At 74.4% G+C, this 13,531-nt stretch carries 12 protein-coding genes and 1 riboswitch; of the genes, 7 read left to right on the forward strand and 5 right to left on the reverse strand.

The annotated features are described in order from the left end of the window. Window positions 1-33: 33 nt before the first annotated feature. Window positions 34-594 carry a GNAT family N-acetyltransferase gene (locus ACFYML_RS09610; protein WP_387420165.1) on the reverse strand — a complete coding sequence of 187 codons (561 nt, stop codon included), beginning with the start codon at window positions 592-594 and terminating at the stop codon, window positions 34-36. A 68-nt stretch (window positions 595-662) separates the two neighbouring features. Here ACFYML_RS09610 and ACFYML_RS09615 point away from each other — a divergent pair, with 68 nt between their 5' ends. Together ACFYML_RS09615 and ACFYML_RS09620 are read left to right on the forward strand one after the other, a co-directional pair. Then, on the forward strand, window positions 663-1,997 hold the full coding sequence (locus ACFYML_RS09615; RefSeq protein ID WP_387420166.1) for an SWIM zinc finger family protein: 1,335 nt from the start codon (window positions 663-665) through the stop codon (window positions 1,995-1,997). Next, window positions 1,994-4,552 (forward strand): DUF6493 family protein, encoded by a 2,559-nt coding sequence (locus ACFYML_RS09620; RefSeq protein ID WP_387420167.1) that lies wholly within the window; start codon window positions 1,994-1,996, stop codon window positions 4,550-4,552. Before ACFYML_RS09615 ends, ACFYML_RS09620 begins: the two co-directional genes overlap by 4 nt. Here the strand turns inward: ACFYML_RS09620 and ACFYML_RS09625 are convergent. Further along, complete coding sequence (locus ACFYML_RS09625) at window positions 4,545-5,870, reverse strand: hypothetical protein (RefSeq protein WP_387420168.1); 1,326 nt, start codon at window positions 5,868-5,870, stop codon at window positions 4,545-4,547. The genes ACFYML_RS09620 and ACFYML_RS09625 overlap by 8 nt on opposite strands. 178 nt (window positions 5,871-6,048) lie before the next feature. Between ACFYML_RS09625 and ACFYML_RS09630 the strand changes: the two genes are divergently transcribed. The 5 genes from ACFYML_RS09630 (at window position 6,049) to ACFYML_RS09650 (ending at window position 10,530) form a co-directional block, all read left to right on the forward strand. Then, on the forward strand, window positions 6,049-7,599 hold the full coding sequence (locus ACFYML_RS09630) for an NAD(P)/FAD-dependent oxidoreductase (protein WP_387420169.1): 1,551 nt from the start codon (window positions 6,049-6,051) through the stop codon (window positions 7,597-7,599). Window positions 7,600-7,706: 107 nt separating this feature from the next. After that, window positions 7,707-7,818: riboswitch (SAM riboswitch) on the forward strand. 32 nt (window positions 7,819-7,850) lie between these two features. After that, window positions 7,851-7,976, forward strand: coding sequence for a hypothetical protein (locus ACFYML_RS09635; protein WP_387273807.1), 126 nt, complete (start codon window positions 7,851-7,853; stop codon window positions 7,974-7,976). A gap of 102 nt (window positions 7,977-8,078) precedes the next feature. Beyond that, entirely contained in the window at window positions 8,079-8,939 is an 861-nt protein-coding gene (locus ACFYML_RS09640) for an ABC transporter substrate-binding protein (protein WP_387420170.1), read from the forward strand. A 41-nt stretch (window positions 8,940-8,980) separates the two neighbouring features. Continuing rightward, complete coding sequence (locus ACFYML_RS09645; protein ID WP_387420171.1) at window positions 8,981-9,778, forward strand: amino acid ABC transporter permease; 798 nt, start codon at window positions 8,981-8,983, stop codon at window positions 9,776-9,778. Then, entirely contained in the window at window positions 9,775-10,530 is a 756-nt protein-coding gene (locus tag ACFYML_RS09650; RefSeq protein WP_387420172.1) for an amino acid ABC transporter ATP-binding protein, read from the forward strand. Before ACFYML_RS09645 ends, ACFYML_RS09650 begins: the two co-directional genes overlap by 4 nt. Window positions 10,531-11,053: 523 nt before the next feature. Here the strand turns inward: ACFYML_RS09650 and ACFYML_RS09655 are convergent. The 3 genes from ACFYML_RS09655 to ACFYML_RS09665 form a co-directional block, all read right to left on the reverse strand. Continuing rightward, window positions 11,054-11,746: a RibD family protein gene (locus tag ACFYML_RS09655; RefSeq protein ID WP_387420173.1), complete on the reverse strand. Its 693-nt coding sequence runs from the start codon at window positions 11,744-11,746 to the stop codon at window positions 11,054-11,056. Next, on the reverse strand, window positions 11,743-12,390 hold the full coding sequence (gene ribA, locus ACFYML_RS09660; RefSeq protein ID WP_387420174.1) for a GTP cyclohydrolase II: 648 nt from the start codon (window positions 12,388-12,390) through the stop codon (window positions 11,743-11,745). The genes ACFYML_RS09655 and ribA overlap by 4 nt, the downstream gene beginning before the upstream one ends. A gap of 70 nt (window positions 12,391-12,460) precedes the next feature. After that, window positions 12,461-13,396 (reverse strand): lysylphosphatidylglycerol synthase domain-containing protein, encoded by a 936-nt coding sequence (locus ACFYML_RS09665; protein WP_387420313.1) that lies wholly within the window; start codon window positions 13,394-13,396, stop codon window positions 12,461-12,463. Window positions 13,397-13,531 lie beyond the last annotated feature (135 nt).

Raw genomic sequence — 13,531 nt, forward strand, 5'->3', positions numbered from 1 at the left:
CGACAAAACTGCGCCGCGTGGCGGTGCCGCGGGTCAGCGGGCGGCCGGGGCCTCTGCCGTCCACTCCGGTGCCAGCACCGACCAGACCTCCATGTCGGCCCGGCCGGTCGGGCCCGGGGCGGCCGCGCGGAGGACGCCGTCGCGGCGCATGCCCAACCGTCGGGCGACGGCGATGCTGCGCTCGTTGCCGGCCTTCGTCACCCACTCCACCCGGTGGATGCCCCGCTCCCGGACCGCCCAGTCGATGATCACCCGGGCGGCGCGGGTGACCAGGCCCTGCCCCTCGGCGGCGGCCTCCAGCCAGCAGCCGGCCTCGCAGACGCCGGTGGTGGTGTTGAGCGACACGAACAGCACGCCGCCGATCAGGGTGCCACGCTGCCAGATGCCCCAGATCCCGCCGTCGTCGCGTGCCCACCGGTCGGCGTAGTTCTGCAGGACCCGGCGGGCGGAGTCGGCGTCGGTGGCCACGAAGGACGCGCCCACCCAGGGGGCGATGTGTTCCCGGCACCGGTCGAGGTTGGCGAGGAACTCGTCGGAGTGCCAAGGCTGGAGCGGGCGCAGCTCGGCGTCGTCGGTCAGGGGCAGGCTGAACATCGCCAGAAAGTAGCAGGCCGGAGCCGGGCCGGCGGAGGATGTCGGCCGGTCGCCCTACGGTGTGCGCCGTGAACGCCGTCCAGACATACCGATACCTCCAGCCGTCCGCGCTGCGCCCCGCCGGTCTCGACCTCCAGACCTGCGGTGGCCCCGCCGCCAACCCGCGCTTCTTCAGCGGCTTCCTCACCACTCCCGCGGCGGCGGCCGCCGGGCTGCTCGCCGTCGCCGAGGTGGCCCGCACCCGCTACCACCAGCCGGTCAGCCCCGCGAGCCTGGACCCGGTGGTGACGGGCAGCCGGGACCGCTTGCGCTTCGAGTCCTTCTCCGGCTGTTGCGGGGTGTACGCGCGGATGGACGTCGTCCCGGCCGGATTCGACGGCGACATCGTCGGACACGGCACCACCAACGTGGACGTGAACCCGCCGCTGCGGGAGGCGCTGGCCCGGGTCGGCGGGATCGAGCCGCTGCAGGTGGCCGTCGGACCCGACGACCTGACGGTCTCCACCATGGACGCAACGGTGGTGGAGAAGAAGGTCCCGCTGCCGGGGCGCTGGCTGCGCGGCTTCGCCGAGGTGCACGTGCTCACCGCCGCGTTCGAGCCGCGCGCCGAGATCCCCGCCGCGGAGGCCGCCGCGTTCCTGCGCCGGCTCCCCGGCGCCAACGACCGTTCCGTGCTCTGGGCGGTGCCCGCCGGGCGTACCCTTCGGCTGACCTCGCGACCGGCGCCGGGCGCCGTCTGCCTGGCCGGCGCAGGCCGACTCGCGGCCCTGCGGGGCCTGCTCCGGCACGCGCGCACCCTGCGGGTGTACGGGCCACCGGTGCGGGCCGGTTCCCCCGCGGTGGCGAGCACCTGGGAACTCGACACCGGCGCGCTGCGGCTCTCGCTGACCCTCTCCCCCGAGCCCTACCGCGGGTTCTCCGGCGAGGGCGCCGCCCTGCTCGCCCTGGCCGGAGACGACGTGATCGACGACGCCGAACTGGTCGGCGCCCTGCTCTCCTGGGACCCGACGATCGACGTCGCCGCGCTCGCCGACGCGGCCGGCCTGCCCGACGACCGGGTACGCGCCGCCCTGGCCCAGCTCGGCACCGCCGGGCGGGTCGGCTACGACGTGGTCGACGGCGGGTACTTCCACCGGGTCATGCCGTACGACGCGGGCCGGGCCGAGCGGGACAATCCGCGCCTGGTCGGGGCGCGGGCGCTGGCCGAACGCGGCGCGGTCGAGTGGACCGACGGGCACGCCACGGTACGCAGCGGCGCGGAGGTCTACCGGGTGCGGCGGCTGCCGGACGGGGCGTACACCTGCTCCTGCCGCTGGTGGGGGCGGCATCAGGGGCAGCGCGGGCCCTGCAAGCACGCGCTGGCCGTGTCGATGGCGACGGCGCCGGCGGAGGTGGGGGCATGAGGAACTTTTGGGAGCCGCTGGTCCGCGGCAAGGTTCCGGCTGTCCAGGCAGCGCTGGTCGAGTTGGACGAGGCGGCCCGCCGGGCGCTCGGCGACGAGCTGGTCGCGCACGTCCGGCGGCGGCGGGACCACTGGTGGTCGGGCAGGGAGGCGACCGCGCTGGTGGTGGCCGCCGTGGGCACGCTTAACACCGCGACGAAGGCGGCGGCCCTGCTGGGCCGGCGGTCGGTGTGGCTGCGGGACGCGGATCCGGAGCCGGTGGTCGAGACGGCCCGGCAGCGGGGGGTGACCTGGCTGGCCGACCTGGCCTACCGGCTGGCCGAGCGGCTGCCCCGGAACGAGCCCGGGGCGGGCTGGCACTTCGTCGCGGGCCTGCTGATGGCGGAGAAGGTGGCGCCGCCGACCGGGGACGCGTTCGTCGCGGGCTGGGCGCAGTCGATGTGGTGGCGCCCCGGTAACCGGCAGCGGCTCCCCCTGCTCGACCGGCTGCGGGCCGACCCGTTCCTGGACGCGCTGCTGCCGCGGCTGTTCGAGGTGGACGGCGTCGGCCTCGAGCTGGCGTCATGGGGTTTCGGCGACGACCGGCAGGCGGTGCCCCAGGCCCTGGCCGCGTTGGCGGCGGAGGGGCGGCTGGACCGGTCGACGCTGCTGGACGGCGTCCTCGGGCGGCTGCTGCGCGGGGACCGCCCAGCGGCCCTGCGGCCGTTCGTCGACCTGCACGACGTGCTCGCGCCGACCGCGGGCGAGGTGGCGGCGCGGTCGGCCGCGTATCTGCGGCTGCTCGCCGACGCGCCCGGGCCGGTCGCCCTCATGTCGCAGCGGGCACTGCGAAGCCTGGCCGGCGACGTGGAGCTGGAGTCGCTGCTGGACGTGTCCCGCGCGGTGCTCACCCGCCCGGAGAAGGCGCTGGTCCGGGGACAGCTGTCCTGGCTGGACCGGCTCGCCCGGCAGCGCCCGGACCGGGCGGCGGAGATCGCGGCCGTCGTGGCGGTGGCCGCCGAGCACCCGGCGGCGGACCTGCGGGACCGGGCGGCCGCGATCGCCACGCGGCACGGTCACCGGCCGACCGCCGCCGTCGCCTTGCCGGTGGCCGGCGACGAACTGCCGCCCCCCGCGCCGCCGGCCGCCGCCCCGCCGCCGATCGCCGAGGTGGACGAGCTGGTCGAGGAGGTGTCGGCCCTGCTCGGCGGGCGCTGGCCGGCGCTGACGCTGGAGCGGATCCTCGACGGGCTGGTCCGGCTGGCGACCACCGACGGGGACCGGCTGCAGGCGGCCCTGCTGCCGGTGCTGCAACGCCACCGGGTGGGCGCGTACGACCACATGTGGGCGGTCTTCAACCTCTCGGTCCAGCTGCACTGGGTCCTGCTGGCCGCCGCCGACCCGGCCGATGCGGCCACCCGCCGCGGCCACTGGGCCAACATGCTCACCGAGTCCCGCCCCCGGACGTGGCGCCTGTTCCGCCGTGGCCCGGCCGTCGACCGGGCCCGCCGACCCGCCCTGACACAGCTGTACTGCGCCCGGCTCGCCGAGATCGGGCAGCGGCTGGACGGGCGGCACGATCCCGGCCTGCTCGCCGCGCCGACCTCGGCCACCGGAGCCCTCGACCCGGCCGCCCTGTACGAGCGGTTGGCCGCCCTGGGCGACCGCCCGGTCTGGCGGTGGGATCTCACCCAGGCGCTGCTGCGGCTACCGGCCGTGGTGGACGAGCCGCTGGCAGCCCGCGCGGCGGCACTCGGCACACCGGCCGGCGACGAGCTGGCCAGCTGGCTGCGCGGCGACGCCCTCCCGGCACCGACCTACGAGGTGGTGACCGTCGGCCGGCGGGACCGGTCGGGCTCCTACGACTGGGGCTACGACCGGTTGCCGGTGCGGCGGACGCTGGTCGCCACGGGGCCACCGGAGGGCGTGGCGGACCCGCTCGGTCTGCTCACCGTCACGCCCCGGCCGGTGGGGCGGCACCACGACGGCTGGGACGACCTCTGGCCGGCCGTACTGCCCGGGCACCGGGGCCTGGTGGCCGCACACCTGCTCCGGGAGATCGCCCAGACGGCGCAGGAGGACGTCCGCGAGGGCGCCACGATCCTGCCGGCGCTGGCCGAGTGCACCGGCGCGGGCGGTCCGGCGCTCGACCTGGCCCTCGCGTACGGGCTGTGCGCCCGGCACGAGGTGGACCGGGTCGCCACGCTCGACGCCCTGCTGATGCTGGCCGCGGCGGGAGACCTGGACGCGCCGGCAGTGGGCGGGCACCTGGGGGCGCTGGCGGCGGACGGCCAGGTGACGCTGACCCGGGCGGCGACGCCGCTGCGCGACATGGTCGCGGCCGGCGCCCGGTTGAGCACCTGGCGGCTGCTCGCTGCGGCGCTGCCGCCGCTGCTGGCCGCGCCCACCCCACCCCGGGGCACCCCGGACCTGCTCACCCTGGCCGCCGAGACGGCCACCGCGACCGGGGTACGGATCGAGGTGCCGGGCCTGGCCGACGTGGTGGCCCGGGGCGGCGGCAGCCGGCTGGTGACCGAAGCCCGCCGGCTCGCCGCCGCGGTCACGCATGTCAGATGATGAAGTGCGTCCAGTAGGTCAGCCACACCGCGAACAGCGCGCCCTGGATCAGCGCCAGGGCGGCGGTCAGCCAGCTGTCGAGGGTGGCCCGGTGGGCCCAGCGGGCCAGCACCAGGGCGACCGGGAAGGCGGCGAGCAGGTAGCGGAGCAGGCTCCGGTACACCGGCGGTCCCATCGACAGCGGCACCAGCACCACGATCACCGTGTAGACCAGGTAAGGCAGCTCGGCCCGACGCAGGCCGACGAGCGCCATCACCAACACGGCCACGGCGGCCCCGGCCCGTAGGGCGTCGCCCGACGAGCCGGTCAGCCCGTGGCTGATCACCCCCAGCGGATTCTGCACACTGATGCCCCAGCCCTCTTCCTGGGCGTGCTTGTACGCGTACCAGTCGCCGCTCTGCCACTTGCCGAACGCCATGAAGGTCAGCCACCCGGCCGGTACGAGCAGCAGCGGCCAGCCGATCCTCAGGTACCGACCGAGCGACCGGAGCCCGAGGCGGTAGCCGTGCTGGCGCAGCAGCACCAGGGCGAGCGGGACGACCACCAGGAAGCCGATCGAGCGACTCAGCGCGAGGAAGTAGCCGACGATCCCGACCAGCGGCCAGCGGCCCTGCTCGGCGTACCAGAAGGCGGCCAGGGCGAGGCAGAGGAAGAGCGACTCGGTCAGCGCCGCCTGAAACAGGAAGGCGGCCGGCAGGAGCAGCAGGTAGCGGGTGAACCGACGCCCCGAGGCGGCGGCGTCCGCGCCGTTGTCGCCGAGCAGGCGACCGCCGAGCTGATGGGCGTAATAGAGCTGGAACACGAGGGCGGCGTTGCTGACCAGCAGCAGTGCCCACGCCGTGTGCCCGCCGAGCAGCACGGCGAACGGCCGGGCGAGGAACGGGTAGAGCAGCGGGAAGCCGAAGTCGTGCCAGGGCCGATCGAGCGGCACTTGGGCCAGATGGTCGTAGAGGAACGAGTCCCAGGCGAACCAGAGGGAGATCCACCGGTGCGGCGAGACATCGTGCTGCTGGGCGCGCATCAGCGTCTCGTCTGCGGGTGGCGCGCCGGGCACCCCGTCCCAGGCGGCCAGCACGGCCACGCCGATCAGGCTGAGCACGACCTTCGACCCGACGAAGACCGCGAGCACAAAGCCCCAGGGGGCGGGCACCCGGGCGGCGAGCCCGGACGCCGCACGGGCCAGCGGCCGCAGCCGATCGCGGAGGCGGGAGCGGCGGGCAACCGGGGCCGCACGGCCCACCCGTAGCCCGCCACCCATCCGTCCCCCACCGGTCGTCGCGACCGCGACCGACCGCCGGACCGCGGAGGTCCCCGACATCCCCGTTGGCACCTCACCCAGCCGTGGTCGTCGCCGAACCGAGTGGATTGTGTCCACGGACGGAGCCGCGGCGGACCGGATGCGGGTGAGATTCGCCCGGCCGACACAGGTGAGGCGGGGCGCCGGACGGGTATGCGCGCTGCCGCATCCGACACGGCAGCGGGGGGCTCCGGGCAGCATGGGCGACGACAACGGCACCGTGATCATCGGCGCGGGACCGGCGGGACTGACCGCCGCGTACGAACTGCTGCGCCACGGCGAGCCGGTCCGTGTCTTCGAAGCCGACGACGTCGTGGGCGGCATCAGCCGCACGGTCGAACGGGACGGCTGGCGCTTCGACATCGGGGGGCACCGGTTCTTCACCAAGGTCGCCCGGGTCGAGGCCCTCTGGCACGAGATCCTGCCGGACGAGGACTTCCTGCTCCGACCCCGGATGAGCCGGATCTACTACCGCGGCGCGCTCTTCGACTACCCCCTGAACGCCGGCAACGCGCTGCGCAACCTGGGCATCGCCGAGGCGGTTCGCTGCCTCGGCTCGTACGCGTGGACGCGGCTGCGGCCGCCGAAGGACCAGTCGCACTTCGAGGGCTGGGTGTCGGCCCGGTTCGGGTGGCGGCTCTACTCGATCTTCTTCAAGACCTACACCGAGAAGGTCTGGGGGATGCCGGCTGACCAGTTGCAGGCCGACTGGGCGGCACAGCGGATCAAAAACCTCTCGCTCGCCAAGGCGCTCCGCAACGCCCTGCTGCCCGGGCGCAACCGCACGGACGTGACCAGCCTGATCGACGAGTTCCAGTACCCGAAGCTCGGGCCCGGCATGATGTGGGAGCGCTGCGCCGAGGAGGTGCGGAAGCGGGGCGGATCGGTGGCTACCCGCATCCGCGTGACCGCCGTGCACCGGGATCCGGCGACCCGACGGGCGACCGGCGTGACCGTGGCCGACGCGGACGGGGAACGCACCGAGCGGGCCGACCACGTCGTCTGCTCGATGCCGATCTCCGCGCTGGTCCACGCCATGCGCCCGGCGGCCCCGCCCGAGGTCCGCGCCGCCGCCGACGACCTGCGCTACCGGGATTTTCTGACCGTCGCCCTGGTGGTGCCCGCCGAGTTCTCCTTCCCCGACAACTGGATCTACGTGCACGATCCGGCCGTGCGGGTGGGTCGCATCCAGAACTTCGGCTCCTGGTCGCCGTACCTGGTCAAGGACGGGCGTACCTGTCTCGGGCTGGAGTACTTCGTCTTCGAGGACGACGAGATGTGGCGTACCCCGGACGAGGAACTCGTCGCGCTCGCCACCGCGGAGCTGGAGCGGCTCGGTCTGGTCCGGCCCGGCTGCGTGGAGGGCGGCCACGTGGTGCGGATGCCGAAGGCGTACCCGGTCTACGACGAGCGGTACCAGCGGAACCTGGACGTGATCCGCGACTGGTTGGCCCGCGAGGTGCCGAACGTGCACCCGGTGGGGCGCAACGGGATGCACCGCTACAACAACCAGGACCACTCGATGCTGACCGCGATGCTGACCGCCGAGAACATCGCCCACGGCACCCGGCACGACGTCTGGACCGTCAACGTCGAGCAGGAGTACCACGAGCAGCGGTCGTCCGGCGACGGCCGGCACGGCACGGGCCGGGATGCCCCGATCGTGCCCGCCCGCCCGAGCGGCCGCGTCGGGTACCGCCGGATCGGGTCGGTCCGGGCCGCCCGGCCCACTCCGGTACGGCGTCGCTGAGCTCTGCCGGGACGGCGGCGCCGCCCGACGCGGGGTAAGGCGCGGCACGTGAGGGTGGTCATAACGGCTGGACGTCCGGGGCGGGGCTGCTGCTAGCCTTCTCGCCAGGTCATGAGCGCCAGCGCCAAGCCCCGGCTCGCTGGCCGGCAACCCTCCTCCGCGGTGGGGTGCCCCGGGTGAGGACCAGGCATCGGCAGCACGCCGGTGCAAGCGTGGCCTGGTACCCAGGTCATCACCGACCAGGGAGAACCGTGTCTGCTCACTTCCGCACCCTGCCCGCCGACGGCGTCGCCTACCCGGCCGGTTTCGCGCTGGTCAAGCGCCGGCACGTCGACCTGATGCGGGTGTGCAGCGACGCCTGTCGCCGAATGCGCTGAGCGCCCACCTCCCTTCCTTCCGCACCATCCCTTCCGGCTCGTCCGTCCGGGCGCGCCGTCGGCGGCGTACGCCCACGTCGCCATTCGACCCTGGAGGCACCTGTGCGATTCCTTCCTGCCCTGACTCGCGTCGCCGCGCTCGGCGCCGCCGCCGTGCTCGCCGCCACCGCGCTGACCGCTTGCGGCGACAACGGCGGCGCCACCAGCGCGGCCGCCAACCCGTACGGCCTGCTCCAGGCCGGCGTGCTGCGGGCCGGCACGCTCACCGACGCCCCGCCGAACGTCTATCTGAAGGACGGCAAGTTCACCGGCTTCGACAACGACCTGCTCAGCGCGGTCGCCGCCAAGGTGGGCCTGAAGGTCGAGTTCGTCGGCACCGACTTCTCGGCCCTGCTCTCGCAGGTCAACAACCGCAAGTTCGATGTGGGCAGCTCGTCCATCACCATCACCGAGGCCCGCAAGAAGACCGTCGACTTCGGCAACGGCTACGACTTCGGCTACTTCGGGCTGGACGTGCCGGCCGGCTCGTCGATCACCAGCTTCGAACAGCTCGCCGGCAAGCGGGTGGTGGTCGTGCAGGGCACGGTGCAGGACGACTACGCCACCCGGGAAAACCTCAACCCGGTGCGGGTGCCCGACTACAACGGCGCGATCAACCAGCTCAAGGCCGGCACCGCCGACGCCTGGATCGCCCCGGCCGAGATCGGCGACAAGTCCGCCGCCGACAGCAACGGCAAGATCAAGGTGGCCGCCAAGCAGCTCAGCCCGGCCCCGACCGCGTACGCGGTCGCCAAGGGCAACGACAAGCTGCGCGAGGCGCTGAACAAGGGCCTCGACGAGGTGATCGCCGACGGCACCTGGAGCAAGCTGCAGGCGCAGTACTACCCGGGCCGGCCGATCCCGGCCGACTTCAAGCCCGGCAGCGGCGCGGTCGCGGTGCCGTCGCCGTCGGCGGCTTCCTGACGTACGACGACGAACGAGCGGGGCGGTAGGAGAGACGTCTGATGGATCCGTTGAGCACCCTGTGGGAGACCTTCTTCGACTGGGACTCCATGCGCGAGGCGCTGCCCGAGATGCTGACGGTCGGGCTGCCGAACACGCTGATCCTGGCGGTCTCCGCCGCCCTGCTCGGCTCGGTGCTGGGCATGCTGCTGGCGATCGCGGGCATCTCGCGTACCCGATGGTTGCGGTGGCCGGCCCGGGTCTACACCGACGTGTTCCGCGGCCTGCCGGCGGCGGCGACCATCCTGCTCATCGGCGTCGGCCTGGCGCCGCTCGGCATGCAGGTGTGGGGGCCGAACCCCTACCCGCTCGGGGTGCTGGCGCTGTCGCTGATCGCCGCCGCCTACATCGGGGAGATCTTCCGCTCCGGCATCCAGAGCGTGGAGGCCGCCCAGTTGGAGGGGGCCCGGGCCCTCGGCTTCTCCTGGGGCGAGGCGATGCGGCTGGTCATCGTCCCGCAGGGGGTACGCCGGGTGCTGCCGGCGTGGGTCAACCAGCTGATCGCCCTGATCAAGGACTCCAGCCTGGTCTACTTCCTCGGCCTGGTGGCCAGCCAGCGCGAGCTGTTCCGGATCGGCCAGGACTATGCGGCCACCACCGGCAACGAGTCGGCGCTGCTGCTGGCCGGCCTGTTCTACCTGGCGCTGACCGTGCCGCTGACCCACGCGGTCAACTGGATCGACCGCCGGCTGCGGCAGGGCCGCAGCGTCGCCGTCGCCCCGGACGACGCCGACGACGCCGGCCTGGCCCTGGCCGGGGAGACCAGCCTGCCCGCCACCGGACGGAGGGACCCGCGATGAGCACCACCGCCACCGCCACCACCGACACCTCGGTCAGCCTGGCCGTCCGGGACGTGCACCTGGCCTTCGGCGCGCATCAGGTGCTGCGGGGCGCCGACCTGGACGTGGCCCGGGGCGGCACCACCTGCGTGATCGGCCCGTCCGGATCCGGCAAGTCGACCCTGCTGCGCACCATCAACCGGCTCATCGAGCCGGACCGCGGCGACGTGCTGCTGGACGGCCGCAGCGTGCTGCGCGACGACCCGGACGCGCTGCGCCAGCGGATCGGCATGGTCTTCCAGCAGTTCAACCTCTTCCCGCACATGACCGTCCTGCGCAACATCACCCTCGCCCTGCGGAAGCTGAAGAAGCTCTCCGAGGACGAGGCGGTGCAGGTGGCCCGGGCCCAGCTGGACCTCGTCGGGCTGGCCGCCAAAGCAGACGCCCGGCCGGCACACCTCTCCGGCGGGCAGCAGCAACGGGTGGCGATCGCCCGGGCGCTGGCCCTGCGGCCGCAGGTGATGCTCTTCGACGAGGCCACCTCGGCGCTCGACCCGGAGCTGGTCAAGGGCGTGCTCGGGGTGATGGCCGACCTCTCCGCCGCCGGCATGACCATGGTGGTGGTGACCCACGAGATGGGGTTCGCCCGCGAGGTGGCCGACACGGTGGCGTTCATTGACCGGGGCGTCGTGCTGGAGGCCGGCGAGCCGGCCGCGATCTTCGAGGCGCCGGAGCATCCGCGGCTGCGCCGGTTCCTGTCCCAGGTGCTCTGAGGCGCGCCGCCGCCCGGGCCCGCTCCCCCGTCCTCCGGTAGCGGGGCCGGGCGGCGCGCGCCGAACCCGCCCAGAGCAAGAAGATCATCAGGGCCAGCCCGGCGGCCCCGGTCACGCTCACCGCCCAGCCAGGGAACTGATCTTCGGCCGACGGCGGCGGCGCGCAGCCGGTGGGCGTGTAGTCGACCGTCATCCGCGAATGCACCTCCGGCAGGCGCCCGTCGGGAAAGGCGTCCCGCTCGATCCCGCAGAACACCGGGAAGTCGTCGGCCTGGTCCACCCGCAGCGTTACGGAGACTCGGCCGTTCTCGTCCCGCCGCACGTCGAGCACGTCGGCCGGAACGAGCACGCCGGCCGGTGGCGGCGGTGGCTTCGGGTCGGAGAAGATCCCGATGACCACCATCATCGCGCACGGCAGCAGGAAGGCGAGGGGGATCCCTGGGTAGATCTTCCACGGGATCCCGGACCCGGACGACGGCATGCGGCCGACCGTAGTCTGACCGATCAAGATCGGCCGTCCGCGTCAGGCGGTGTCGCAGCGGTCGGAGAGGGCGTACCGGGTGAGCACCACGTCGCCGATCTGGCGCACCTCGACGACCCGGGCGCGGCGGCCCGGGTGCCACGGGTAGCGCCCGTCCGCCACGAAGCGGGGTGCCCGGCCGTCGCCGACGAAGAACGGCGCCACCACCAGGTGCAACTCGTCGGCGAGGCCGGCGGCGAGGAACTGGGCGTGCACGCTGCCACCGCCCTCCACCATCAGCCGGCGTACGCCCCGGACGGCGAGGTCGGCGAGCACCGCCTCCGGGGTGACCGGGTCGCCCGCGTCGACCACGGTGGCCACCTCGCCCACCTGCTCCCGGGTCTTCTCCACCGCGCCACCCGGGCAGTAGACCAGCTTCGCCCCGTCGCCGAGGGCGAAGAAGCGGGCGGCCGGGTCGAGGTCGCCGCTGCCGGTGACGGTGACCTTGACCGGCGACGGCGGCAGGCCCCGCGCCACCCGGTCGGCCCGCCGCCGGTCGGAGCGCACCAGCAGCCGCGGGTCGTCCCGGCGGACCGTGGCCGCGCCGACGAGGATCGCGTCGCACCCGGCCCGGACCGCGTCGATCCGGTCGAAGTCCGAGTCGTTGGAGAACAGCAGCCGCTCGGTGGAGGCGTCGTCGATGTAGCCGTCGATCGACATCGCACAGCTGAGCAGCACGTAAGGCCGGCCGGTCACGGCACGAACGGCAGGTCGAGGGCATGGTCGGCGCGGGTCGCCTTCGCCGCCAGGTAGCTGGCGTTCGCCGGGGACAGGTGCACCCCGGTCGGCACCCGGTCGACCACCGTCACGCCCAGCCGGTCGAGCTGGGCCGCCTTGTCCGGGTTGTTGCTGAGCAGGTCCACCCGGGTCACGCCCAGCGCGGCGAGCATCTGCGCGGCCACCGTGTAGTCGCGCTCGTCGGCGCCCCGGCCCAGCGCCACGTTCGCCTCGTACGTGTCGAGCCCCCCGTCCTGGAGGGCGTACGCGTCGAGCTTGGCGTACAGGCCGATGCCCCGGCCCTCCTGGCGCAGGTAGAGCAGGTAGCCGCCGGCCTCGGCGATCCGCTCGACCGCCTCCCGCAGCTGCGGCCCGCAGTCGCAGCGCTGGCTGCCGAACACGTCCCCGGTGAGGCACTCGCTGTGCGGGCGCACCAGCGGCGGGGACGCGTCCGGGGCGGCCGAGTCCCCCGCCCGGTCGCCGAGCCCGAAGGCGAGGTGCTCGCGGCCGTCCACCAGGCCGTGGAAGGAGTAGACCCGGGCGGCCGTCACGTACCCGTCGGGGAACCGCAGCGGGACCGTGACCTGGGTCCGGACCGTCGCCGTGGGCAGCGCTTCGTCCATCCGCTCTCCTTCGTCCGGGGCTGCCGGACGCGCCGGCAACGCACACCTCGCACCCTCACCGTAGGCGGGATCACCGACAGTCGCCGGACACCCGCGAAGGGAACCGGCGCACCAGCAGCACCGCCGCGCCGGGCAGGCTGGCGACCAGGACCAGCGCCCCGTACACCGTGGCGGTGGCGACGCCCTGGGCGGCGGTGAGCCCGGCGGCGGCGAACGCCCAAGCGGCCACCCCCTCGCGCGGCCCGAAACCGGCCACGTTCGCCGGCACCCCCATGGCGAGCAGGGCCAGCAGGGTCAGCGGCAGCAGCCGGGACAGCGGCGCGTCGGCGCCGGCGGTGCGCGCCGCGATCAGGAAGGTGGCCAGGTGGCCGGCGACCGCCACGGCGGAGGCCAGCACCACGCCGAGCCAGGTCCGCCGGGCGAGCAGCCCGGCCCGGACGTCCGCCACCGCGGTACGCGCCGCCCGGGCCCACCGGGACGCGCCGGAGCGGGGCACCGCCCGGGCCAGCAGCACCAGTCCCAGCCCGGCGGCGGCCAGCCCGGCCACCACCGCCGGCAGGTACGGCCGGACCGGGGAGGGCAGCACGGCCAGCACCGCCACCGCGATGACCAGCTGCACCACCTGCCCGGCGGTACGCTCCCAGACCACCGCTCGGACGCCTCGGAGCACGTCCCCGGCGTCGCGGCCGTGCCGGACCGCCCGGTGCACGTCGCCGAGCACCCCGCCCGGCAAGGTGGAGTTCAGGAAAACCGCCCGGTAACAGTGGGCGACGGCGCTAACCAGCGGCAGGTGGACGCCCAGCCCGCCGGCGACCAGCGACCAGCGCCAGGCGCAGCAGACGGTGGTGACCGCCCCGACCGCGAGCGCGGCGGCGAGGGCCGGCGCGTCGATCAGCCGCAGCCCGGCCAGGAACGGGCCGGTGCCCACCGACCAGACCAGGACGGCGAGCACCCCGAGCCCGCCGAGCGTCCGGATCCACGGCCAGGGCGACCGGGCCGGCGGGATCGGGCCGGCCGGGACGGCGGCCTTGCCGGGGTGGGCGACCGGCTGCTCCGGGTCGCGGCGTGGCGTCAGACACGCCGAGCCGGAGTGGCCGGAGGGAGGGTCCGCGAACGCCTGGGTGGGCGCGACGGTGGTGGC

This window comes from Micromonospora sp. NPDC007230 (assembly GCF_042869115.1).
Taxonomy (GTDB): domain Bacteria; phylum Actinomycetota; class Actinomycetes; order Mycobacteriales; family Micromonosporaceae; genus Micromonospora.

Coding starts and splice junctions, on each gene's coding strand:
- ACFYML_RS09610 (WP_387420165.1), bottom strand. CDS start 594: ATGTTCAGCCTGCCCCTGACCGACGACGCCGAGCTGCGCCCGCTCCAG.
- ACFYML_RS09620 (WP_387420167.1), top strand. CDS start 1,994: ATGAGGAACTTTTGGGAGCCGCTGGTCCGCGGCAAGGTTCCGGCTGTC.
- ACFYML_RS09625 (WP_387420168.1), bottom strand. CDS start 5,870: ATGTCGGGGACCTCCGCGGTCCGGCGGTCGGTCGCGGTCGCGACGACC.
- ACFYML_RS09630 (WP_387420169.1), top strand. CDS start 6,049: ATGGGCGACGACAACGGCACCGTGATCATCGGCGCGGGACCGGCGGGA.
- ACFYML_RS09645 (WP_387420171.1), top strand. CDS start 8,981: ATGGATCCGTTGAGCACCCTGTGGGAGACCTTCTTCGACTGGGACTCC.
- ACFYML_RS09650 (WP_387420172.1), top strand. CDS start 9,775: ATGAGCACCACCGCCACCGCCACCACCGACACCTCGGTCAGCCTGGCC.
- ribA (WP_387420174.1), bottom strand. CDS start 12,390: ATGGACGAAGCGCTGCCCACGGCGACGGTCCGGACCCAGGTCACGGTC.